This window comes from Protofrankia coriariae (genome assembly GCF_001017755.1).
Classification (GTDB): Bacteria; Actinomycetota; Actinomycetes; order Frankiales; family Frankiaceae; genus Protofrankia; species Protofrankia coriariae.
This window is the reverse complement of record NZ_JWIO01000013.1, coordinates 24,658-48,439: the sequence shown is the minus strand read 5'-3', so window position 1 is coordinate 48,439 and position 23,782 is coordinate 24,658. Positions and strand designations below refer to the sequence as shown.

At 69.9% G+C, this 23,782-nt stretch carries 13 protein-coding genes, 2 rRNA genes and 1 pseudogene; 4 read left to right on the top strand and 12 right to left on the bottom strand.

All coding sequences use genetic code 11. The features are described from left to right. Window positions 1–32 precede the first annotated feature (32 nt). Window positions 33–3,115, bottom strand: a 23S ribosomal RNA gene (locus tag FrCorBMG51_RS09725). 415 nt (window positions 3,116–3,530) lie between these two features. Then, window positions 3,531–5,040, bottom strand: a 16S ribosomal RNA gene (locus FrCorBMG51_RS09720). The 16S and 23S rRNA genes sit together here, the layout of an rRNA operon. Window positions 5,041–5,804: 764 nt before the next feature. Here FrCorBMG51_RS09720 and FrCorBMG51_RS09715 point away from each other — a divergent pair. The 3 genes from FrCorBMG51_RS09715 to FrCorBMG51_RS09705 all read left to right on the top strand — a co-directional run bounded on the left by FrCorBMG51_RS09715 (window position 5,805) and on the right by FrCorBMG51_RS09705 (window position 9,082). Further along, window positions 5,805–6,803, top strand: coding sequence for a nitroreductase family protein (locus FrCorBMG51_RS09715; RefSeq protein ID WP_047222793.1), 999 nt, complete (start codon window positions 5,805–5,807; stop codon window positions 6,801–6,803). A 425-nt stretch (window positions 6,804–7,228) separates the two neighbouring features. After that, complete coding sequence (locus FrCorBMG51_RS09710) at window positions 7,229–7,933, top strand: DoxX family membrane protein (RefSeq protein WP_235433460.1); 705 nt, start codon at window positions 7,229–7,231, stop codon at window positions 7,931–7,933. A gap of 162 nt (window positions 7,934–8,095) precedes the next feature. Beyond that, complete coding sequence (locus FrCorBMG51_RS09705) at window positions 8,096–9,082, top strand: universal stress protein (protein ID WP_047222751.1); 987 nt, start codon at window positions 8,096–8,098, stop codon at window positions 9,080–9,082. Window positions 9,083–9,260: 178 nt separating this feature from the next. Here FrCorBMG51_RS09705 and FrCorBMG51_RS09700 read toward each other — a convergent pair whose 3' ends face one another. Continuing rightward, a complete protein-coding gene (locus tag FrCorBMG51_RS09700) occupies window positions 9,261–10,124 on the bottom strand; it encodes a DUF2267 domain-containing protein (protein WP_047222750.1) in 864 nt (287 codons plus the stop codon). Between the two features lie 410 nt (window positions 10,125–10,534). Here FrCorBMG51_RS09700 and FrCorBMG51_RS09695 point away from each other — a divergent pair, with 410 nt between their 5' ends. Further along, entirely contained in the window at window positions 10,535–10,993 is a 459-nt protein-coding gene (locus tag FrCorBMG51_RS09695) for an Hsp20/alpha crystallin family protein (RefSeq protein WP_083731079.1), read from the top strand. Between the two features lie 272 nt (window positions 10,994–11,265). Here FrCorBMG51_RS09695 and hisH read toward each other — a convergent pair whose 3' ends face one another. The 9 genes and pseudogenes from hisH to FrCorBMG51_RS09655 all read right to left on the bottom strand — a co-directional run. Further along, window positions 11,266–11,874: an imidazole glycerol phosphate synthase subunit HisH gene (hisH, locus tag FrCorBMG51_RS09690; RefSeq protein WP_013873785.1), complete on the bottom strand. Its 609-nt coding sequence runs from the start codon at window positions 11,872–11,874 to the stop codon at window positions 11,266–11,268. A 16-nt stretch (window positions 11,875–11,890) separates the two neighbouring features. Further along, window positions 11,891–12,478 (bottom strand): imidazoleglycerol-phosphate dehydratase HisB, encoded by a 588-nt coding sequence (gene hisB, locus FrCorBMG51_RS09685; RefSeq protein ID WP_013873786.1) that lies wholly within the window; start codon window positions 12,476–12,478, stop codon window positions 11,891–11,893. Between the two features lie 6 nt (window positions 12,479–12,484). Next, the gene (locus FrCorBMG51_RS09680; protein WP_086055352.1) at window positions 12,485–13,759 is read right to left on the bottom strand and encodes a histidinol-phosphate transaminase; all 1,275 of its coding nucleotides are present in this window, start codon (window positions 13,757–13,759) and stop codon (window positions 12,485–12,487) included. Between the two features lie 87 nt (window positions 13,760–13,846). Further along, window positions 13,847–15,142, bottom strand: coding sequence for a histidinol dehydrogenase (gene hisD / locus FrCorBMG51_RS09675; RefSeq protein ID WP_200902399.1), 1,296 nt, complete (start codon window positions 15,140–15,142; stop codon window positions 13,847–13,849). A gap of 437 nt (window positions 15,143–15,579) precedes the next feature. Continuing rightward, a complete protein-coding gene (locus tag FrCorBMG51_RS09670; protein ID WP_047222788.1) occupies window positions 15,580–16,380 on the bottom strand; it encodes an SAM-dependent methyltransferase in 801 nt (266 codons plus the stop codon). 362 nt (window positions 16,381–16,742) lie between these two features. Further along, window positions 16,743–17,825, bottom strand: a complete 1,083-nt coding sequence (locus FrCorBMG51_RS09665) for a TIGR02679 family protein (RefSeq protein ID WP_268760546.1) — start codon at window positions 17,823–17,825, stop codon at window positions 16,743–16,745. Next, window positions 17,734–18,129, bottom strand: a pseudogene (locus tag FrCorBMG51_RS32505) (TIGR02679 domain-containing protein); the annotation flags it as partial. The pseudogene FrCorBMG51_RS32505 and the gene FrCorBMG51_RS09665, both read right to left, overlap by 92 nt. 80 nt (window positions 18,130–18,209) lie before the next feature. Then, the gene (locus FrCorBMG51_RS09660) at window positions 18,210–22,460 is read right to left on the bottom strand and encodes a TIGR02680 family protein (RefSeq protein WP_047222749.1); all 4,251 of its coding nucleotides are present in this window, start codon (window positions 22,458–22,460) and stop codon (window positions 18,210–18,212) included. Window positions 22,461–22,462: 2 nt separating this feature from the next. Further along, window positions 22,463–23,782 (bottom strand): TIGR02678 family protein (locus FrCorBMG51_RS09655; RefSeq protein WP_047222819.1); only part of this gene is annotated, 1,320 nt, incomplete at its 5' end.

Sequence of the window (23,782 nt, the reverse complement as noted above, 5' to 3'; positions counted from 1 at the left end):
CCAGAACCACACAGTGGACGCGCAACACCTTCGAAGACAAGCCCTCGGCCTATTAGTACCGGTCAGCTCCATACGTTACCGTACGCCCACCTCCGGCCTATCAACCCGATCATCTACTCGGGGGCCTTACCAGGTTCACCCTGTGGGAGACCTCATCTCGAAGCAGGCTTCCCGCTTAGATGCTTTCAGCGGTTATCCCTCCCGAACGTAGCCAACCAGCCGTGCCCTTGGCAGAACAACTGGCACACCAGAGGTTCGTCCGTCCCGGTCCTCTCGTACTAGGGACAGCCCTTCTCAAGTCTCCTGCGCGCGCGGCGGATAGGGACCGAACTGTCTCACGACGTTCTAAACCCAGCTCGCGTACCGCTTTAATGGGCGAACAGCCCAACCCTTGGGACCTACTCCAGCCCCAGGATGCGACGAGCCGACATCGAGGTGCCAAACCTTGCCGTCGATATGGACTCTTGGGCAAGATCAGCCTGTTATCCCCGGGGTACCTTTTATCCGTTGAGCGACGGCGCTTCCACAAGCCACCGCCGGATCACTAGTCCCTGCTTTCGCACCTGCTCGACATGTCTGTCTCACAGTCAAGCTCCCTTGTGCACTTGCACTCGACACCTGATTGCCAACCAGGCTGAGGGAACCTTTGGGCGCCTCCGTTACCCTTTAGGAGGCAACCGCCCCAGTTAAACTACCCACCTGACACTGTCCCTGATCCGGATCACGGACCCAAGTTAGACACCCAATTCGACCAGAGTGGTATTTCAACAGCGACTCCACCGAAACTGACGTTCCGACTTCACAGTCTCCCACCTATCCTACACAAGCCGAACCGAGCACCAATATCAAGCTATAGTAAAGGTCCCGGGGTCTTTCCGTCCTGCCGCGCGTAACGAGCATCTTTACTCGTAATGCAATTTCGCCGAGTCTGTGGTTGAGACAGTAGGAAAGTCGTTACGCCATTCGTGCAGGTCGGAACTTACCCGACAAGGAATTTCGCTACCTTAGGATGGTTATAGTTACCACCGCCGTTTACTGGCGCTTAAGTTCTGAGCTTCGCACCGAAATGCTCACCCGTCCCCTTAACGTTCCAGCACCGGGCAGGCGTCACTCCGTATACATCGTCTTACGACTTCGCACGGAGCTGTGTTTTTAGTAAACAGTCGCTTTCCCCTGGTCTCTGCGGCCACTATCCGCTTCGGAGGCACAGCCCCTACACGGACAACGGCCCCCCTTCTCCCGAAGTTACGGGGGCATTTTGCCGAGTTCCTTAACCACAGTTCACTCGCTCGCCTTGGTATTCTCTACCTGACCACCTGTGTCGGTTTCGGGTACGGGCGGCCCTGACACTCGCTAGAGGCTTTTCTCGGCAGCATGGGATCATCCACTTCGCCACAATCGGCTCGGCATCAGGTCTCAGGCACACAAGACACGGATTTACCTATGCCTCACCCTACACCCTTGCCCCAGGACAACCACCGCCTGGGCTGGACTACCCTCCTGCGTCACCCCATCGCTTGCCTACTACCAGCCGGGATCCCGCGCTCCCCACACCCCACCCGAAAGCAGGACATGGCTCGGACGGTTAGCACGAACCAGGTTCAGCATGGACGCATCAGCGCCGGTACGGGAATATCAACCCGTTATCCATCGACTACGCCTGTCGGCCTCGCCTTAGGTCCCGACTCACCCTGGGCGGATTAGCCTGCCCCAGGAACCCTTAGTCATCCGGCGGACGGGATTCTCACCCGTCATTCGCTACTCATGCCTGCATTCTCACTCGTGTAGCATCCACGGCTGGGTCACCCCGCCGCTTCACACGCCACACGACGCTCCCCTACCCATACACACACGTGTGTATGCCGCAGCTTCGGCGGTGCGCTTGAGCCCCGCTACATTGTCGGCGCAGAACCACTTGACCAGTGAGCTATTACGCACTCTTTCAAGGGTGGCTGCTTCTAAGCCAACCTCCTGGTTGTCTCCGCGACTCCACATCCTTTCCCACTTAGCGCACGCTTAGGGGCCTTAGCTGGCGATCTGGGCTGTTTCCCTCTCGACTACGAAGCTTATCCCCCGCAGTCTCACTGCCACGCTTCACTTACCGGCATTCGGAGTTTGGCTGACTTCAGTAAGCTTGTAGGCCCCCTAGGCCATCCAGTGCTCTACCTCCGGCAAGAAACACGTGACGCTGCACCTAAATGCATTTCGGGGAGAACCAGCTATCACCGAGTTTGATTGGCCTTTCACCCCTATCCACAGCTCATCCCCCAGGTTTTCAACCCTGGTGGGTTCGGTCCTCCACACGGTCTTACCCGCGCTTCAACCTGGCCATGGATAGATCACTCGGCTTCGGGTCTTGGACATGCGACTCAAACGCCCTGTTCGGACTCGCTTTCGCTACGGCTCCCCCACAAAGGTTAACCTCGCCACACATCGCAAACTCGCAGGCTCATTCTTCAAAAGGCACGCGGTCACAGGGGCAAGCCCCCGCTCCCACGGATTGTAAGCACACGGTTTCAGGTACTATTTCACTCCCCTCCCGGGGTACTTTTCACCTTTCCCTCACGGTACTCGTCCGCTATCGGTCACCAGGGAGTATTTAGGCTTAGCGGGTGGTCCCGCCAGATTCACACGGAATTTCACGGGCTCCGTGCTACTTGGGATAACGCTCAGGAGACGCCATGCTTTCGCCTACGGGACTCTTACCCTCTACGGCAGTCCATTCGCATGACCTTCGACTAACACGACGCTTTCTCACTCCTCGACAGATCGGCAGATCCGCCCGAACGCTCCCACAACCCCGACCACGCAACGCCTGCCGGCTCTCACACGCCATCGGTTTAGCCTCATCCGCTTTCGCTCGCCACTACTCACGGAATCACGGTTGTTTTCTCTTCCTGCGGGTAATGAGATGTTTCACTTCCCCGCGTTCCCTCCACGCGCCCTATGTGTTCAGGCGCGGGTGACAGGATTTCAAGCCCTGCCGGGTTTCCCCATTCGGAAATCCTCGGATCACAGCTCGGTTGACAGCTCCCCGAGGCATATCGCAGCCTCCCACGTCCTTCATCGGCTCCTGGTGCCAAGGCATCCACCGTGTGCCCTTACTAACTTGGCCACAAAGATGCTCGCGTCCACTGTGTAGTTCTCAAGATACAGACGGCCCCACCCACCCCCACCGCGGCCCACCACCACACCGGATGGCAGTCCCACGACAGCAGATGGTCCGCACTCACGACCGCACCCCCCCAGCAGCCCACACACAGCCACCAGAAGGGCACCCCGATCGCCAAGGAAGCACACTCACTCCCTCAGGACCCAACAGCGTGCCACGTAGACCCCTCCCACCCCCACCAGACCCGTTCCACCCCCACCCCCACACGGAGGACAAGGCGTACTAGACATCCAGCAGCAGCCAGAAAAGATCCAACCAGTCAGCGTTCCACGCCATCGAGCACCAGGCCGGCCTGAACATCCGGCACTGGCCCCTGAACACACAACCCTCACAGGTCATGCGCCAGAACGCTCCTTAGAAAGGAGGTGATCCAGCCGCACCTTCCGGTACGGCTACCTTGTTACGACTTCGTCCCAATCGCCGGTCCCACCTTCGACGGCTCCCCCCACAAGGGTTGGGCCACCGGCTTCGGGTGTTACCGACTTTCGTGACGTGACGGGCGGTGTGTACAAGGCCCGGGAACGTATTCACCGCAGCATTGCTGATCTGCGATTACTAGCGACTCCGACTTCACGGGGTCGAGTTGCAGACCCCGATCCGAACTGAGACCGGCTTTTTGGGATTCGCTCCACCTCACGGCATCGCAGCCCTTTGTACCGGCCATTGTAGCATGTGTGCAGCCCAAGACGTAAGGGGCATGATGACTTGACGTCATCCCCACCTTCCTCCGAGTTGACCCCGGCAGTCTCCTATGAGTCCCCGACATTACTCGCTGGCAACATAGAACGAGGGTTGCGCTCGTTGCGGGACTTAACCCAACATCTCACGACACGAGCTGACGACAGCCATGCACCACCTGTGCAGAGCCCTTACGGACCCCGTATCTCTACGAGATTTCCCTGCATGTCAAGCCTTGGTAAGGTTCTTCGCGTTGCATCGAATTAAGCCACATGCTCCGCCGCTTGTGCGGGCCCCCGTCAATTCCTTTGAGTTTTAGCCTTGCGGCCGTACTCCCCAGGCGGGGCGCTTAATGCGTTAGCTGCGGCACGGAGGCCGTGGAAGGTCCCCCACACCTAGCGCCCAACGTTTACGGCGTGGACTACCAGGGTATCTAATCCTGTTCGCTCCCCACGCTTTCGCTCCTTAGCGTCAGTACCGGCCCAGAGACCCGCCTTCGCCACCGGTGTTCCTCCTGATATCTGCGCATTTCACCGCTACACCAGGAATTCCAGTCTCCCCTGCCGGACTCTAGCCTGCCCGTATCGACTGCACGCCCGGAGTTGAGCCCCGGGATTTCACAGCCGACGCGACAAGCCGCCTACGAGCTCTTTACGCCCAATAATTCCGGACAACGCTTGCACCCTACGTATTACCGCGGCTGCTGGCACGTAGTTGGCCGGTGCTTCTTCTGCAGGTACCGTCACTTGCGCTTCGTCCCTGCTGAAAGAGGTTTACAACCCGAAGGCCGTCATCCCCCACGCGGCGTCGCTGCGTCAGGCTTCCGCCCATTGCGCAATATTCCCCACTGCTGCCTCCCGTAGGAGTCTGGGCCGTGTCTCAGTCCCAGTGTGGCCGATCGCCCTCTCAGGCCGGCTACCCGTCGTCGCCTTGGTAGGCCATCACCCCACCAACAAGCTGATAGGCCGCGGGCCCATCCCGAGCCGATAAATCTTTCCACACCACCAGATGCCCGGCAATGTCATATCCGGTATTAGCCCCGGTTTCCCGAAGTTATCCCAGAGCTCGGGGCAGGTTGCCCACGTGTTACTCACCCGTTCGCCGCTGGAGACCGAAGTCCCCCGCTCGACTTGCATGTGTTAAGCACGCCGCCAGCGTTCGTCCTGAGCCAGGATCAAACTCTCCGTTGCTGCCTTATATCACACCCATCCAACACAGCCCCCACAGACTTACACAGCCCGCAGAAACCAGCCAGACAGAGCGATGACAAGAAGAGAACCCAACCTGCACGGCTGGGCCGACCCCGACATCGACAAAAGATCCGTAGATCATCCTGTCGTGCCAAAGGAATTACATAATCGTCGCACCAGACACCACCAGACCCACACTAGGCCCGACAGCACCCGACACGGACGAGATTCATGGCACTGACTTTCGGCACGCTGTTGAGTTCTCAAGGAGCAAGCGTTCACCGTCGAACATCTTTCGATGTTCGTCCGGGACAACTTCTCGAAAGTTACTGTCGGAATTTCGTTGAGTCAAACCGCACCGGATCATCCGGTGGCCGCCTCGACGACTCCCCCGAACACTCACAGTGAGCGTCGGGCCGGGGATGGGGGCCATCCGAGCAGTGAATCTGGTTCGGATGTCTCCCGGCTTTCCGCCGGCAGGGACAAACATACACGACGAAACGTCCGAGTTTCATGATCGCAAGCACTTCGTGGAAATTTTTTCCGCGTTCATCCAGCTACGCGAAGTAACACCCAGGAGAGGCCCCGAACACACTGACGGCATCAGTGCGATCACACAGCGCAGCCAGGAAGGGAGCTTCCCCGAGGGACAGGACTCGGGATGCCCGAGCGAGGGGCAGGGCTCTGGAGGGGAAGAAACGAGGAAGACCCGACAGCGCGGGAGACCGCGGGAGACACGGCGAGAGACAGGGACGGTGAAGATCATGTCGACAACCGGCGTAGTGCCCTCCCCTGAGCAGATCGAGGAAGTCGTCGCCGAGGCCGCACTGGCACCGTCGATCCACGACACCCAGCCGTGGCACTGGTTCGCCGGCACCGGACGCCTCGAACTGTTCACGGACCCGTCCCTCCTGCTCGGCGCCATCGACCCGGACGGGCGGCAGCTGCTGATCAGCTGCGGCGCGGCCCTGTACCACGCGCGCCTGGCGCTGCGAGCCCGCGACCTGCTCCCGGCGGTGACCCTCCTGCCGGACGGGCCCGGATACGCCGATCTCGACATGGACCTCGCGGGCAGGGAGCCACTGGCCACCATCCGGGCCGGCACCGCGCGCCCGCCCGACACCGAGGAGCGGGCGCTCATCGCGGCCACGCGGTCCCGGATCACCGATCGTCAGCCGCTGCGTCCCGCCCCGGTGCCGGCCACGATCACCGCAGCGCTCACGAAGGCGGCCGAAGCCGAAGGCTGCTGGCTGGCCACGCTGAGCGCCGCCGACGTGGCCGCCCTGAGCGTGGACAGCGTGTGGCTGGGCGCCATGGGCCGCCACACCGCGGCCGACTGGACCGGCGCACCGATCACGATCGGCACGCATGCCACAACAGGTACGGCCGGTACCCCGGACGCGGCCGGCGGGACCGCCCCGGACGCCGTCGGACGCCGCACCGGCGTGCCCACTCCGCCCGCGGGGCTGCGGCGGCCGACGGTCGTCGCGCTCGGGACGGACGCGGACCGGCCCGTCGACCGGCTTGCCGCCGGCCAGGCGGTCGCGCGGATACTGCTGACGGCCACGGCGCACGGTGCGGCGGCCCGCCCGGTCGGGCACGCCGAGGACATCGACGCCATCCGGGTCAGGGTGCGTGAGCTGCTTCGCAGCACCGGCCACGTCCAAATGATCTTTCTTGTCGGCTACCCGCTGCCCGGAGGCCGCCCGGTCGAGCCCGCCTCGCGGCGGCCGACAGCGGAAATCCTCACGATCGTGGACTGACATGACCACGGACCGGCGGCGAACGCGGACCTGCGGCGAACCCGGACCGGCGCCGCGGAAGGCCGCCCCGGCGGGCCGAACGCCCCCGGCGTCCACACGGCCGCCCGGCCCGGGAACCACGCCACCCGGCCCGGAACATCAACAGGAGACATCAGGTCGCCTGGCGGGCTGGGCAGCCCCGCCACCGGCATGACGAACCTGGGCGATCACACAGGTTGCCCGGTCGGTCCGGGTGTCCGCATCGCCCCCGGACGCGGGACCTGGGTAACCCACCGGACGGGCCGGAGGTCATCCCCCGGCACCGCGCCGGACGGGACCAACCGCCCCGGGGCACGGGCGTCCCGGCACTCTCCCGTGCCCACCTGTCCCTGCCACTGTCAACGTCACGGCCAGCGCGGAGACGGCCAGCGCGGAGGAGGAACACGGTGGCAGCACATCGGACGGCACCCACGACATCCCGGGAATACCAGGCATCCACGGACAGCTCGGCAGAGCGGCCCACCACAGCCACACCGGAAACGGCAAAGGCGGGCGCGACAGGGGCCACGACAGGAACCACGAGAGGGACGGAGCCGGGGATCCGGGCTCGGGCGACCCGCTCACCGCTGACGATCGGCCGCGGCCCGACCGTGCCGACGGCCAGCCAGGCGGCAGCGAACGCGCTGCTCGTCCTGCTGCGGCTGAGCCTGGGATGGATCTTCCTGTGGGCTTTCCTGGACAAGCTGTTCGGGCTCGGGCACGAGACCCCGTCCGCCCGGGCCTGGATCAACGGCGGCAGCCCGACCCAGGGGTTCCTGGCGAACTCGGCCACCGGGCCGTTCGAGGGCTTCTACCGCGGCATCGCCGGGGCGGCCTGGGCCGACTGGCTCTTCATGATCGGTCTTGCCGGGATCGGGATCGCTCTCATCCTCGGCATCGGCATGCGCCTGGCGGCCGGCGCGGGAGCCCTGATGCTCATCCTGATGTACACGGCCGTGCTCCCGCCCGCCAACAACCCGCTCATGGACGAGCACCTCGTCTATGCGATGGTCCTCGGCCTGCTCGCCTTCTCCCACGCCGGCCGGGTGTGCGGCCTCGGAGGCTGGTGGGAGCGGCAGGCCGTCGTCCGACGCTGCCCCTTCCTCGTCTGATCGCCCGCAGGGGAAGGCCCCGCGCACGGCCCCGCACAGGCGAAAAACCCCGCGCACGACCCGTGCGGACAAGCGGATCAACAGGGACGCGGATGGGTATACGGTCACCGACCGCCACCGGCCACGCGGACGAGAACCGATCCGCTCATGAAGGAGGCTGGCATGCAGGAGATCCGGGAGATCCGAGACGCTCGGGAAAGTCGAGAAATCCGAGAGATCGTTGTGGGGACGGACCTGTCCGAGGACGCCGACAAGGCGCTGAGCTGGGCCGTCGACGAAGCACAGCGCAGCGGCGCGACCGTGCGCGTGGTGCTCGCCTGGTCGGTCGAGCGCTGCCCACGGGTACTGGCCAACCACGTCCCGTCACACAACGCCGACCAGCTCGAGGCTGCCGCCGAGAAGCTCCTGCACGAAACCGTCGAGCGCATCCGCGCCACCGCGCCAGCCGTCACGATCATCGAGCAGCCCGGGCGCGCCGACCCGGTCGACGCCCTGCTCAACGCGGCTACCAACGCGCGGATGCTCGTGATCGGCGCGCGGGGCTCAGGACGCCTGCGCCGCCTCGTGACGGGCTCCGTCAGCGACGCCTGCGTGCACATGTCGGCCGGTGCCGTCGTGGTGGTCCGCTGGGCTCCGGAGCAGGGCCGCGGGTACGAGCGGCGTGACGGCCGGCTGGCCGGCGTGCCGCGGGAGAGGCGTCCGGTGCTTGTCGGGGTGGACGGCTCGGAAGGTTCGATCAACGCGCTGCGCTGGGCGGCCGCGGCAGCGGCCCAGCGCGGAGTGACCCTGCGTGTCCTCCATGTCTGGATGCCCGCGCCGGCGATGTACACCGGCTACTACGCCGGCTTCGAGGGAGAAGGACTGGAGAAGGCGGCCCAGGCCCTGCTCGAGGACACGTTGGCAAAGGGGCTGGGCGATCGTACGGACGTCACGGTGGACGCCGGGCTCATGCTCGGCGCCGCAGGGACCAGCCTGATCCGGCAGGCCGCCGGCGCCCAGCTGCTCGTCGTCGGTGCCCGTGGTCACGAGGGCTTCGCCGAGCTGCTGCTGGGCTCGACCAGTCAGCGTTGCACCCATCACTCCCCCTGCCCGGTCGCGGTGATCCACGGCGGCGGTCAGCGGCAGCACGGCGGGCGGCAACACCGGTAGGCACCGGTAGGCCCGCGGCGGGGCCGGCCCCGCCCAGCATCGCTCCGGGCGCTGCCGGCCTGACCAGGGCACACCTGGCCAGGCCGGCAGCGCCCGGACCAGGCTGGTAGCCCGGGACAGGCTGGGCCGGCTCGGGCCGGGTCGGACGACGGGCCGGGTCGGGTCGGAAAGGCCCTGGTCAGGCAGGTGGGGCGGGCGCTGTCGGGTCCGTCCACGTCCGTCTGAGCTCTTCGGGAAGGACGGCGGCGACGTCCTGGACCTCCTCCGGGACGAAGTCACGCAGCGTGTGTAGAACGGCGCCGGTGATGTCGCGGGCACGCCCGCGGTCGATGTGGTCGATCCGCAGCACCGCCTCGATGAACTCGTCCAGATGGCGCAGGTGCGCCAGAGCCCGGCCGCGCCGCCGCGGGGGCATGGTCAGGACCTGCACGTCCGCGGGCAGATGCGAGGCAACGTGCCGTCGCTCGGCCGCCGGCAGCCGCTCGAAGAACGTCGCCAGTACGGCGCGCACCGCCGGCTGGACGGTCCGCGGCTCGCAACCCGCCCGCTCCGCGGCGTCGAACAACCGCCGCAGCATGATGGAGCGGGTCGGGACCAGCTCGCCCTCGGATGGCCGGGTGTCCCCGCGGACGAGCCCTTCGTGCAACATCGACACGACCCCCTCGACCCCGGAGGTCCGCCAGATCGCATCCTCGACGGCGGTGACGTCGGCCGCGGTGGCGACATCGCCGTGCAGGATGACCACATGGTCGCGGACGGTCACATGTACCCGTGGGACGTCGAGCCTGCGCGTGACCGGGCCCAGCCGGGAACGCACCCGGTCGGCGAGGATGTCATCGGCGACGTCCGGGTCGGGACGGCCGCCAACGAGCCGGTAACGGAGCCCTCGCAGCCGTCCTCGCAGGTAGCGGAGCCGACGGCCGACCCGCTCCCGGACCAGGTCGGTCCCACGGCGGATGCGTCGCGACCGCGCGAGCAGCCCGGTGGCGACGCCCGTCGCCGCCCCCGCCGCCGTGGCGAGCGCTCTCCCGACGTATCTCATCTGCGCACCTCCCGGCGGCTGGTTTCACCAGCGTCGGGTACGAGCCGCGGCCGCGCCACCCGATGAGCCGCCGGCCGCCGTTTTCCGCCCTTTGCTCCCCTCCGGGCTCCCCGACCTTCCCTCCGACCTCCGCCCGCTTTCCCCGCCCGTATCCCGTATTTACTTCATGTTGTTTCATCATGCCCTGCGTCCGTTTCTTCCCCTCGTTCTGTCCCGCGCCGCCCGCGGGCCGTCGGGCAGGACACGAGGACGTCCGCCGAGGGCCGGGAGGCGGACCGCGGCGACAGGGCGCACGCTGGAGATGTGGGTGGATCCCGGTCAGCTCCGCGGATCCCGACCAGGAATCGACAAGGCGAGAAGGAACGACAACAAGGAATCATCGACAAGGCGACAAGGAATGAGGAGCAGCCGTGAAAGGGAGTAGCCGTCCGGCACTGATTCGACGCGAGCACACCGGCCAGGAACGGTCACCCGGCCGGCCGTGGTCACAGGAGGGGCGTCTGCGGGGCACACGGCGGCTGGGCCTGCGGGAGGACAGCGTGCGGGTCGAGGAGTACGCCGAGGACGGCGCCTACGTGGTGCGCGCTGAGCTCCCCGGCATCGACCCGGACCGGGATGTCGAGGTCACCGTGTCCGAAAGGGAGGTGTCGCTGCACGCCGAGCGCCGGGAGGAGCGGAGGGAGAAGGCCACCGGCCGCTACCGCACCGAGTTCCGCTACGGCTCACTCACCCGCTCGGTCGCCCTGCCGCCAGGGGCGAAGAAGGAGGAGGTCGCCGCCACTTACCACAACGGCATCCTCGAGGTCCGGATACCGGTTACGAGCGGCGAACCCAGAGCGGTCCGGATGATTAATATCCGTCACGACTGACGTACTTCTGGACATAGTGCCCGTAGATACATGCCGGTAGATACATGTCAGCCGTGGGTTCCTGTCCCCACGGCGCCGATGGCACGCTGCCGGCCGGACCGGCGTGCCACCAGGGCCACGGCGAACGCGGTACATCCGCGCCCTGGCCCACGATCACGGACTGCCAGGCGCGGGAAACGCGGATTCGCGGCCCCGCTTCTCCCGGCTTCTCCGTTTCCGCCGCTTCTCCGGTGCCGTCCGACACCAGGGGTCGCGGGCCGGCGGGCCACGGGTCAGCGCAGGGTGCGCAACCAGTTGGTGAGCAGGTGCGCACCCGCGTCCCCGGACTTCTCCGGGTGGAACTGGGTAGCGTACAGCGGGCCTCGTTCCACCGCCGCGGCAAAGGGTTCGCCGTGCTCGGCCACGGTGTCGCCGGGTGCGGGCTCGGCCGCGTACGAGTGGACGAAGTAGAAGCGGGTGTCCGCGGGCAGGCCGTCGAAGAGCACCGTCCCGGCCGGTGGTGCCACGGTGTTCCAGCCCATGTGCGGCAGGACCGGTGCGGCCAGCCGGCGGACCTGCCCGGCGAGCACGCCGAGCCCGCGGGTGCGCACGCCGTGCTCGTCCCCGAGGGTGTAGAGGACCTGCATCCCCACACAGATCCCCAGCACCGGACGTCCCTGGGCGACCCGCTCGTGGATGACCGGTGCCGCGCCGACCGCGTCGATCCCGGCCATGCACGCCGCGTAGGCGCCCACCCCGGGGACCACCAGGGCATCCGCGGCCCGGGCGACGTCCAGGTCGGCCGTGACGGTCACGTCCGCGCCGACCCGGGCGAGCGCCCGCTGCGCGCTGCGCAGGTTCCCCGACCCGTAGTCGAGGACGACCACCCGCGGCCCGGTCACCGCGGGCCCCTCCCCGTCAAAGCACGCCCTTGGTGGACGGCACGCCAGCCACCCGCCCGTCGAGCGCGACCGCGTCCCGCAGCGCCCGTGCGACCGCCTTGAACTGGGCCTCGACCACATGGTGGGCGTTGCGGCCCGACAGCACCCGCACGTGCAGGGCGATCCGCGCCGACGCGGCGATCGACTCGAAGACGTGCCGGGTCAGCGTCGTGTCGTAGGTGCCGATGAGCTCGATCAGCTCCGGTTCGACGACCACGCAGTACGGGCGGCCGGAAAGATCCACCGCGGCCTGCACCAGCGCCTCGTCCAGCGGCACCAGGGCGTCCCCGAAGCGCCGGATCCCGCTCTTGTCGCCGAGCGCCTCGCGCAGCGCGTCACCGAAGGCGATCGCGGTGTCCTCGACCGTGTGGTGGGCGTCGACGTGCAGGTCACCGCGGGTGCGGACGGTGAGATCGAAACCTCCGTGCTTGCCGAGCTGGCTGACCATGTGGTCGAAGAACGGCACCCCGGTGAACGACGACGACACACCCGCCCCGTCGAGATCCAGTTCGACGACGACGTGCGACTCCAGGGTCTTGCGCTCGATGCGGGCTGTGCGACCCATCCCTGGTCACTCCTCCCCGAGGTAGGGCAGTTCGACGGTGGGCCTCGTGTCGCCGGACGTCGCGGCCGCGGAGGCCGGGCCCGCCAGCGTGCCGGCGGAGGGCGTCAGCGCCGCGGTCCCCTCGGTCAGCAGCGTACGGGTCGCCGTCAGGAAGGCGTCGACCTCGTTCGGCAGACCGGCGGTGACCCGCAGCCAACCGGGCAGGCCGACGTCCCGGACGAGCACGCCCGCGTCGAGCAGCCCCTGCCACGCCGCCCGCTGGTCGGTGAACCGGCCGAACAGGACGAAGTTCGCGTCGCTCGGCGCCACCGCGCAGCCGAGCCCGGTCAGCTCGGCCACCAGCCGGTCACGCTGCGCCTTGACCGCCTCGACCGTGGCGAGCAGCTCGTCGGCGTGCGCGAGCGCGGTGCGCGCGACCGCCTGCGTGAAGGTCGACAGATGGTACGGCAGGCGCACCAGCTGCAACGCGTCGACCACGGCCGGGTGCGCGGCGAGGTAGCCGATGCGGGCGCCGGCCAGCGCGAACGCCTTGCTCATCGTCCGGGTGACCACCAGCCGCGGCTGGGACGGCAGCAGGGTCAGCGCGCTGGGGACCCCGGCGCGGCGGAACTCCGCGTACGCCTCGTCCACGACCACGAGGCCGGAGCCGGTCTCACCGACCGCCGCGCACGCGGCCAGCACCACCTCCACCGGCAGCGCGGTGCCGGTGGGGTTGTTCGGCGACGCCAGGAAGACCAGGGACGGCCGGTACCGGTGGATCGTCGCGGCGACCGCGTCCGGGTCGAGGGTGAAGTCGGGCTCGCGGCGCTCACCGGCCCAGCCGGTCGCGGTCGCCACCGCGATCAGCCGGTGCATCGAATAGGACGGCTCGTACCCCAGCGCGACCCGGCCCGGCCCGCCGAAGGCCTGGCAGAGCTGCTGGAGCACCTCGTTCGAGCCGTTCGCCGCCCACACCTGGTCGGTGCGCAGGCCGAAACCGGCGTCCGGGGTCAGGTAGTAGGCCAGGTCGGCGCGCAGCGCCTCGGCCTGGCGGTCCGGATAGCGGTTGGCCTCGGTGGCGGCGAGGGAGGCGGCCTTGCCCAGGGCGTCCACCAGCCCGACGGACGGCGGGTGCGGGTTCTCGTTGGTGTTGAGCAGCACCGGGACGTCGAGCTGCGGCGCGCCGTAGGGCACCATGCCGCGCAGGTCGTCCCGCAGCGGCAGCTCGTCGAGCGTGGGCGAGCGCACCGGGCGGGCGCGGCCGGCGGGCGTGGGCCGGCCACCGGCCGCNGGGCCGGCCACCGGCCGCGCCGTCCGGCCCCGAGCCGGCCGCCGGGCCGGTCACCGGCCCGGCTCCGCTCGCCGGTCCCGATCCCGATCCTGTCGTGGTCATCGCAGCCGCACCTCCACCGCGTCGACGTGGGCGATGAGATCCTCGGCGCCACCGAGCGCGGCGATCCTGGGCGCCACCTCGGCAAGAGCGTCACGGTCGCACTCCACCACGTGAACCTGCCGTTGGAACGCCGACACCGAAAGCCCACCGCTGTGCCGGGCGGTACCGCCCGTCGGCAGGACATGGTTCGAGCCGGCGAGATAGTCCCCCAGCGACACCGGTGCCCATACCCCCACGAACACGGCCCCGGCATTGCGGACCCGGCCGGCGACGGCCGCGGCATCCGCGGTCTGGATCTCCAGATGTTCGGCGGCCCAGGCATCGACCACCGCCAGGCCCGCGTCGACGTCGTCGACCAGCACCGCCGCCCCCTGGCCGGTCAGTGCCGTGCGTACCCGCTCCTGGTGGCGGGTCACCGCGACCTGCTTGTCGAGTTCGGTCTCGACCGCGTCGAGCAGGTCGGTCGACGGGGTGACCAGCAGGCAGGCGGCCATCGGGTCGTGCTCGGCCTGGGCGATCAGGTCGGCCGCGACGTGGGCGGGGTCCGCGGTGTCGTCGGCGAGGATCGCGACCTCGGTCGGTCCGGCCTCGGCGTCCACTCCGACCAGGCCGCGCAGCAGCCGCTTCGCCGCGGTCACGTAGATGTTGCCCGGCCCGGTCACCACGTCCACCGCCGGGCAGCTGGACGTCCCGTGGGCGAACATCGCGATCGCCTGGGCACCGCCGGCGGCGTACACCTCCTCCACGCCCAGCAGCGCGGCGGCGGCGAGGACCACCGGATGTGGCAGACCGCCGAACTCCGCCTGCGGCGGCGACGCCAGCGCCAGGGAGCCGACCCCGGCCTCCTGCGCCGGCACGACGTTCATCACCACGCTGCTGGGGTAGGCGACCCGCCCGCCCGGCACGTAGAGGCCGACCCGCTGCACCGGGATCCAACGCTCCGTCACCCTGGTGCCCGGGGCCACGTCGATGGTCACCGGTTCGCGGCGCTGGGCGCGGTGCACCAGCCTGGTTCGCCGGATCGCCTCCTCAAGGGCGTCCCGTACCCGCGGGTCGAGGCCGTCCAGCGCGGCGGCCAGCGCATCCGCGGCAACCCGGACCGAGGGCGGCCGCACCCCGTCGAAACGCTCCCCCGCGTCGAGGACAGCGGCGTCCCCCCGGTCGCGCACGTCGTCGCAGACCGGGCGGACCGCTTCCAGCGCGGCATCGACGTCCAGCGCGGCGCGGGGCAGCAGCCCGCGTACCTGTGGCGGTGACGGCAGACTTCCACGCAGGTCGAGCGTTCTCAGCACGACGATGAGCGTATCGGTACTCACCCCCGATCCGTCGATCTCCCGGATCCCAACGGCCTTACTCCCCACCGGCAGGCTCCGCCGGGACCAGCCGAAAAGCCCGCCCCAGCACCCCGCGGGCCGCCCGCCGCCAGCCGGGCCGTCACCCCCGCCGCCGGACGCGAATCCAGGACGCGCCGCCCACCGTGACCAGCCGGGCCCACGATGTGGCATCCTTGCTGCTATGGGGCAATGCCGCTTAACTGCTATGGGGCAATGCCGCTTAGTTAAGCGGCATTGCCCCATAGCAGTGCCTCGCATGCCCTCGGCCTTCTCTATTGCTCTCGTCACCGCACCCCGGCGCCGGTGGTGTCGGTAAAGGGGGGGTCGGGCAGCGTGGACGCGTGCTCCGGTCCCCCGGTTGTCCGTTCTCCTGTTGCCAGAGGCGGGGCGGACGCCTACGGCTTTCGGGCTACGGCGCCGTGTCCGTCCACCGGTTCGCCGGGGTTGTTGGGGTCCGGCCGCCACGACGAGATCGGCACCACGCCCGGCTCCACGAGTTCCAGACCCTCGAAGAAACGGGCGATCTGTTGCGGGGTGCGCAGGACATAGGGAACCGCGCCGGTGTCGTCGTAACCCTGCTGGGCCTCGTCGAATCCTTCGCTGGTGTCGGTGCCGTCCCACAGCACCAGGTAGCTGCCGGACGGAACGGCGGCCACCACTCTCTTCACGATCGACAGCGCCTCGTCGACATCGGCGACGTGGCCGAGGGAACCCATGAACATGACCGCGATCGGCCTGGTGAAGTTCAGTACGTTCCTGGCGTCGGACACGATCTGGTCCGGATTGTGGAAGTCCGCGTCGACGTAGGTCGTCACACCTTCCGGCGTGGTGTTGACCAGCAGGGCGCGGGCGTGCGCCAGCACGAGCGGGTCGTTGTCGACGTAGACGATGCGGGATTCCGGGGCGATGCGCTGGGCGACCTGATGGGTGTTCTCCAGGGTTGGCAGGCCGGTGCCGACGTCGAGGAACTGACGGATACCCGCCTCACCGGCCAGGTAGCTGACAGCACGGATGAGGAACTGCCGGGACTGCTTGGCCAGCGGGACAATGCCGGGAAAAGTGGCGACGTAGGCGTCGCCGGCCTCCCGGTCGGCCGGGTAGTTGTCCTTGCCGCCCATCCAGTAGTTCCAGATCCGGGCCGAGTGCGGCACGGTCGTGTCGATTGTCGAGGGCGCTTGGTCATCGGCGGGTACCACCGACGTGAAGTCCCATTCGGCGTTGTCGCCCTGCTCGCTCACAGCATCTCCATGGACGTCAGCTTGGCTCGGGACACCCTACGAGTGCCTCGGAACCCGGGCCCAGCACCGGATTCATGCGCATTCTTCCAGAGCGCGAACGCGACATCCCGCACGGGTGATCTCACGGCGGCCAGCCGCAGGCATCCCGGTAGGGTATTTCTGGAGTGATCGGCGTGGTTCCATTGTGACGGCTGCCTGCTGCGGTAGACAAAGATTCCAAAAGGATCTCGGCACGACCAGACCAACGGGTTGTCGAACACTCTGGAGCCAGATCGTCCAGACCATCCCCGATGACTCTTAGGCAAGATCGTAAATTCGGATCAGTCCGGCGCTTCGGCCAGGGCGACCGGTCCGCCCGCCCGCGAGTCGCCATGAAGATCATGTGATCGGTGCGACCGGCCATCACCGGCACGGACGTCACCAGCGAGGTCGGCGAGGAGGATGTCCGCGAGCCGTTCTTCCGGGACCGCGATGTCCCGGGCGCGTAGGGCGGCCGCAAGGTCCTGATCCCAGGGCGCGTCGGTGACGTGGCCCGGCCGGGCCACGCCCGTGGATCCCGCCGGAGCCGCGGCGGCCGGGTGATCGGCTGCGGCCGGCACGGCATCAGCCCGCACGGCCTCAGATGGCATGGCCGCAACCGCGGCGAGGTAGTCGGCGGCGGCCATCCGCCATGGCCTGGCACCGGTCCGCGTCATGACGTGCGCGGCGATCCGTAGGCCGTCGCCGTCGAAGTCGCCGTGATAGCGCAGGTCCGCGTCTGATGCGGCCAGCTGGCGCAGCAGCGTGATCGCGGCGCTGGAGGGCCAGCCGGCTGTGCAGACCAGCGGTGGGCACGCGACACCGAACCGCGTGATCGCCATGGTGACCAGCGAGGGGTTCTCGACGACCCACACCCGCCGCGCGACGACACGCAGCCCCGGACAGGCGCGGACCTGGGCCAACGTGACGACGCTGGCCTGCCCGGCCTCGGCCCACAGCCGCAGCGCGCGGCTCAGCGGGTCGTCACCGACCGGCCGCAGGCCCGCGACGAGCACCTGGGCGGACAGCGCGTCGCTGGCGACCCCGGCGCGTTCCCAGAGCGCGCGGCGCTCGTCCGCGCCGGCCGGCGGCGCGACACCGTAGATCGCGGCCAGCGCGCGCAGGACCAGGGTGGACAGCCGCGTCCCGTCGTCGAGGGCATGGGTGCGCCCGACGACCGCGTCCGCGAAGGCCGGCAGCGGCTGGCCGTCCGCNGCCGTCCGCCGGCAGCCTGGCCAGGACGCGCAGCGCCGCGTCGAGCAGCGCGCGCGTCGCGTCCACCGAACCGTCGACGACGCCCGCCCGCCGGACGTCCGCGGCCCAGGCCAGCAGCGCGGGTTCGGCGGCGACGACGGGCTGCGCGCACAGCCATTCCCACAGGTCACGCCGGGCGCGCGCCGCCGCGGCCCGGGACGCCGCCCGGTCGGTGAACGGGCCGTGCAGCGCCTCGGCCACGGTGCGCGCGTCGAGGCCGAACGACGTGCGCAGGAGCGTGTCGAGGCGGTCGAGGTGGACGGTGGTGACGCTGCCCGGCAGCCGGTCCAGCCCCAGCAGGTCCGCGAGGGCGGTCCGCTGGTTGTCGTCGAGCGGTCCGATGCGCAGGGAGGTGACGGGTCGTCCGCTCGAGAGGCGAGCGTGCAGCGCCCGCCACAGCGGGGCAAGAGCCGGTCGTTCCAGCCCGGCGGCCACGCGGGGAGCCCCGCCCGTCCTGCCATCGGTTGTACCGGCATCGGCCTGGCTGGTCCCTGGGGCCGCATCGGCCTGGCTGGTCACAGCGGCTGGCCGTCCGCGTCCGTCAGGCGCAGGCCGTCCCAGGTGAAGCGGGCCGTCGTCACGGCGTCGTCGCTGCCGTCCCCGGTGATAAGGGAGTGGATCGCGATCCCGTCGAGCTCGCGGTACATGCACCACTCGTGGTCAGATGTGATCATCAGGTCGAGGTCGAGCGAGGCGAGCAGCTCGAACACCTGGCCGCGGTTGGTCGTGTCGACGCCGACGAAGACCTCGTCGAGCAGGATCAGGCGCGGGGCGGTCGGCGCCGACTGGTAGTGCGCGGCGAGCGCCGCGAACAGCGGCAGGTGCAGGGCGATCGCCTTCTCACCGCCTGACAGCGCGCCGTGCAGCTTCTTGGTCAACGGCTGCCAGCCCCGCTCGTTGCCGCGGTCGACGCGGACGATGAACTGGTGCCAGGCCGTGTAGTCAAACACCCGCAGGAGCTGTTCCTCCCAGCCGGTCGCGGTGTCGTCGTCACGGGCGTCGTCGACCCGGGCGCGCAGGAACTCGTGCAGCGCCTCATGGTCGGCTTTGGTGAGCTGGCTCGGGTCCCGCAGGAGCAGGTCGCGGGCGCCGCGGGTCGCGGCGGGCAGGGCCGGGTCGACCCGCCACTGGATCTGGACGGCGGTCCTGGATGCGGTGCGTACCCTCTCCAGCCGGCTGTTCATGTCCGCGACGAGGGCGTTCGCCTGCCGGATCCGGTCGGCGACGTGCCGGCGGGTGTTGCCGGTGAGTGTCCGGTCGAACAACTCCCGTTCACCTTCGGTGATCTCGGCGCGGGAGCGCTCCCGCTCGTCGCGGACAGCGTCGTGCAGATGGGCGGCACCGACGCGGATCCCGTCGACGGCCGCCGTGAGAATCTGGATGTCCTCGTCCGGCTCCAGGACCAGCTCGGCCCGGTCCGCGAGTGCCTGCCGGCTGCGGTGCACGGCGTCGGTCAGCCGGGTCTCGGCCTCCTTGAGGTTCTGCCTGGCGTACGGGGTGGTCGTGAGCCTGGCCGCGACCGCGCGGGCGGCCTCCAGAGTGGGGCGCACCCCGTCCAGCCCGGCGAGCGGGATGTCGAGCCGCGTGTCCGCGGCGAGGCTGCCGGCCCCGAGGTGCCGAAACCGGTTCGCCCGGCTGTCACGTTCGGCGACGGCGGCCTCGCGGCGGTCCGCGTCCACGACACGCCGCTCGTCCAGCTCGCCGACGCGGCGCTCCAGCGCGCGCCCTGACTGCTCCATCATCACGCGCTGTTTCGCCAGTTCCTCCAGCCGGCGCCGGGCGCCGGCGATCTCGTCGAGGACCTGCCGGTACTCGGGCCCGATCGCGGCCTCGATCCCGTCGAGTTTCGCGCGCAGGCGCTGGGTCTCCCCCGCCGCATCGCCCGCCGTCGCGGCGAGCCCGAGCGCGCTCTCCTGGGATCTGGTGGCCACCCCCGCCGCGGCCACCGCGGCGTCTCGGGCGGCGGTGGCCCGCTGGTGGCAGTCGAGCCAGCCGTCCGCCAGCCGGTGGAAGGCCGTCGCGGCATCCTGCACCGCCTCCAACGCGTCCGTGTCGGTCGGCAGCCCGTGCTCGGCGCCCGCCGCGGTCAGGGCACGGGTCGCGGCGCGCACCGCGTCCTCGCCTTCCCGGACCTCCTCCAGCCGGTGGCTGACCACGTCGTCACGGGCGGCCACCGCCGCGTCCGCAGCCTCCAGCGCGCCGCGCGCGGTGTCGAGCGCGCGGTGACTCGGCCGGGCGCGGCGCTCCGCCGCGATCCGTTCCCGCCGGGCGCCGAGTTCGCCGAGTTCCCGGCCGATGCCGGCGAGAACGTCGTCCAGCTGGCTGATCAGCCTGGTCAGCTCGTCGACACGGCGTCGGCGAGCCCGGTCACGCGCCAGCGCCCCGATGTGGGCGGGCTCCGGCTTCGACCAGCTGCCCCGGGCCGCCGCCAGCCGCCAGGTGCCGTCGGCGCCGACCGCGACCGGGTGGCCGTCGGGCACGGTGGTATCGACGGCGATCCCGGCGAGCAGGCGCAGCACCCGCTCGGCCGGCACCTTCGCGTCTGGCTCGGGTGTGAGCACCGCGCCCAGCCCGCCCGCGGGCGCGGGGGCCATCCGGTCGACGTCGATGACCGTGTCGTGCCCGGGGACGGTGAGCCCGCCCGTCGGGAACACCCAGGCGTCGAGCAGCCCGGCGGCTTCCAGCGCCGCCTCAATGCCCGCCTGGACGGCCGGGGCGACGCCGTCGCGGAAAGACACCAGCCGCCACAGCGGCGCGCCGGGCAGCCCGGCCCGGTCGGCGGTCCTGGTCGGCGGGGCGGACGGCGGCAGCTCGGTGAGGATCAGCAGCCGGTCCCGCTCCGCCGTGTGCGCGTCCCGTTCGGCGTCGCGGTCCCTGTGCTCCCGGGCCAGCTCGGCCGACCGGGCGGCGATCGCCTCGAGCAGCGGGCCGGCGGTCTCCTCGACGAGGCGCAGGACGTCGGGTTCGGACTCGGCCGCGTCGCGCAGCGCCCCCGGGTCGGTGAACCGCAGCTGCGCGCAGCTGGCGGCCCAGCGGGCCAGCGCCTCGCCGAGGGCCTCCCGCGCGTCCTCGTATGCCACGCGGGCATCGCGCCGAGCCGCTGTCGCGGCGGTGAGTTCCTGGCGGGCCCGCTCCAGGTTCCGCTCCGCCGTGGTCCGCGTGTCGACCGCGGACCGGTGTTCACCCAGCGCACGGCGTACGGCGCCGATCTGACGGCCTCGGGCCTCGACCGCCGCGCGCAGCAACGACCGGGGCCGCGTCGCCGCGGCACTCCACGAGGCGGCGGCGTCCTCGCGGTCCTCCCCGGCGCCGGCGGCGCGCTCGGTGACGGCAGCGAGCTGCTGGTAGGTCGCGGTCATGCCCGCCCGGTCGGCGGCGGGGCGGGCCGTCTCCCGCGCGGACGCGAGCTCGGCCTCGGCACGGGCCGCGCCCGTCGCCGTCCGGGTGGCGGTGGCCTTGTCGACACGCGCCCGCTCCTGCGCCCCGGTGGCCTGCTCGCGGGTGTCGGCGGCGCGTCGCTGTGCCGCGCGGACCTGGCCGCGCAGCTCGTCGAGCCGCCCACCGGCCCGGTAGGCGTCACTGACCTGCAGGCCCTCGACCCGGGCCTGCAGCGTCCCGCGGTCGGTTTCGGCGGCCGTGATGCGCTCGTCGAGCGCCTCGCGCTCAGCGACGACCCGGTCGTACTCCTCCTGGCTTTCCCGGGCCGTGCGTGTCAGCGCGTCCAGGGTGCTGGTGGCGGAGATGAGGTCGGCGGCGGCCGCGCGCAGCACCCGGCTGGCATAGGCTCGCTGCCGGTCGGCCAGTACCCGCGCGGCCTCGACCTCCTCGTCGAGCCGGCGCAGGCTCTCCCGCTGTCGGTCCAGGCGCTCGAATCCCTCGGCCAGCTCGGCGATCTCGGCTCCCCCGAGCGGCGGCAGCGCCCGGGACAGCAGCGTCGACAGCAGCGACGGGTCGAGCCGTTCCGACAGTTTGGGCGTCCGCAGCTGCAGCATCGCGGTGATCAGCCCGCTGTAGCGCTGCTCGCTCAGGCCGCCGAACAGCTCGGCGCGGATCGCCGCCCGGTAGTCGGCCGCGGTGGGGTACAGCTGGCCCGTGTCACCCAGCTCCGCCTCCAGCCGTTTGCGCGTCAGCGGGGCGTTCGCCTCGTCAACCACGCTCAGGCCACCGGGCAGCCCGATCCGGCTGGTGGTCGTGAAGTAGTTCGCTGTCGCCGATGCCGTGTGCACGGACGCCTGCAGCCGCGCGCCGCAGGTGAACCAACGTTCATCGGACCCGTCGATCCCGTCATCGGACCCGTCGGTCCCGTCGTCGGGCCTGGCCGGCCCACCGCCCTCGCGCCCGCCGTCACCGACGCCGTCACCGTCGCCGACGGGCCGCACCGGGCTCGGCTGGCCGGTCGGGCCGGTCTCGCCGGTCTCGGGGAGAGCACCGAAACGGAACTCGATCCAGACGTAGCCGACGCGGGTCTGGCCGCTCGCGCCGTCCCCCATCAGGTTCCAGTGCATCGTGCGTTCCGGCCCGCCGAACGTCGACAGCCGCCTGGCCTGCAGGTTCGCGTCGAGCAGGTACGGCAGCAGCAGCTCCAGCGCCTTGGACTTGCCGGTGCCGTTACGACCGCGCAGCAGCAGCCGGCCGCGGTGGAAGTGGAACGTCTCGTCGTAGTAGCGCCAGACGTTGACGATCCCGGCGCGCTGTGGCCGCCAGCGGGCCACCCGGGCCTGGGCGTCGGCCGGAGCCGGGCGAACGGGCAGCCTGGTCACGCTCATGCTCACGCCTGCCCGCCCGACGCGACGTCCCGCTCAGCGTCCCGCGCGGCGCCCCGCTCAGCGTCCCCTGTGACATCCCCGGTGGCGGCCTTCGCGGCGGATGACGCCACGTCCGTGAGGCGCGACCGATCCTCGCGGTGGTCGCGGTAGCGTGCCGCGGCGGGCAGGGCCCGCACGACGGCGGAGGCACCGGTATGGCCCGTGTCCAGCGCGGCGAGCCCGAACATCCGAAGCTCGGTGACCGCGTCCCGCGCGAGCCGGTGCGCGCCCTCCTCGGAACGGTAGCTCTTCGCCCAGGACGGCAGCCCCGCGAGTATCCGCCCCGCCTCGATGGCCAGCTGTTCGATCGTGAGCCCGGCCGGCGCGGCCCGCAGCACGTCGAGCAGCATCAGGCCAGCGATCTTTGCGCTGCTCGCGTCGTCAGGGAAGCGGCTGTCGGTCGCGATCCCGTCGGGGTCGACGAACAGATATCCCTCGGCTCGCTCCTCCAGCTCGAAGCCTGCCAGCTCCGCGGCCCGGCGGACCATCGTGCGGCCCGTCGGCGTGGCGAGATACGCCAGCTGCGCCGCGCTGAGCTGCCAGCGATAGACGACCGGGTCGTCGACCAGGCGCCGGATCACCGAATGCCGCAGCCAGAGATTGCGCCGGGAGTCGGAGACCGTCGGGGCCTCGGCCGCGGCGTCCCCGTAGCGGGTCTCGACGAGCATGTCGGCGATGAGCACGTCGATGTCGATCAGCTCCTGGTCCGGGGGCGGGGTCGCGCCGGCCTTCCCGGCATCGTCGGGAGTGTCGTCCGCAGTGGGCGTGGCGGGCGCGTCACCGACGCCGGGCGCCACGGACGCGCCGGCGGTGACCACCCGCGACGGCGCGACCGGCGCGGCGAGCAGCCGCACCAGGCGGGTGGTGTCGACGCGGTAGAGGACCTTCGCCTCCTCGGACTGCACATACGTGTCGGTGACGCCGTCCACCGCGCTGACCACGCCGAGGGACTCCAGGAGCTTCAGCGCGTCGACGAAGGCCATCCGCCCGGCGCGGCTGGCGGTGTCGAAGGGCGGCAGGGCGTCGTCCGCCGCGCAGGCCGAGGCGGCCCGGTCGGCCAGCAGCCCGATCGTCGTGACCGGACCGGCCATCAGCTCGGCGGCCACCACGCAGAACAGCACGTACCTGCTCCGGTCGAACGGGGCCCGCGTCGACCGCGGCCGGCGCGCCGGGCGCGACGGGTCCGGCTCCGAACGGATCTTCACCAGCCGCGCGTAGCCGGCCCGCGGCTCGACGACGAGCTGCCATCCGCAGAAGTAGTCGAACCAGTCCGCGATCGGCTT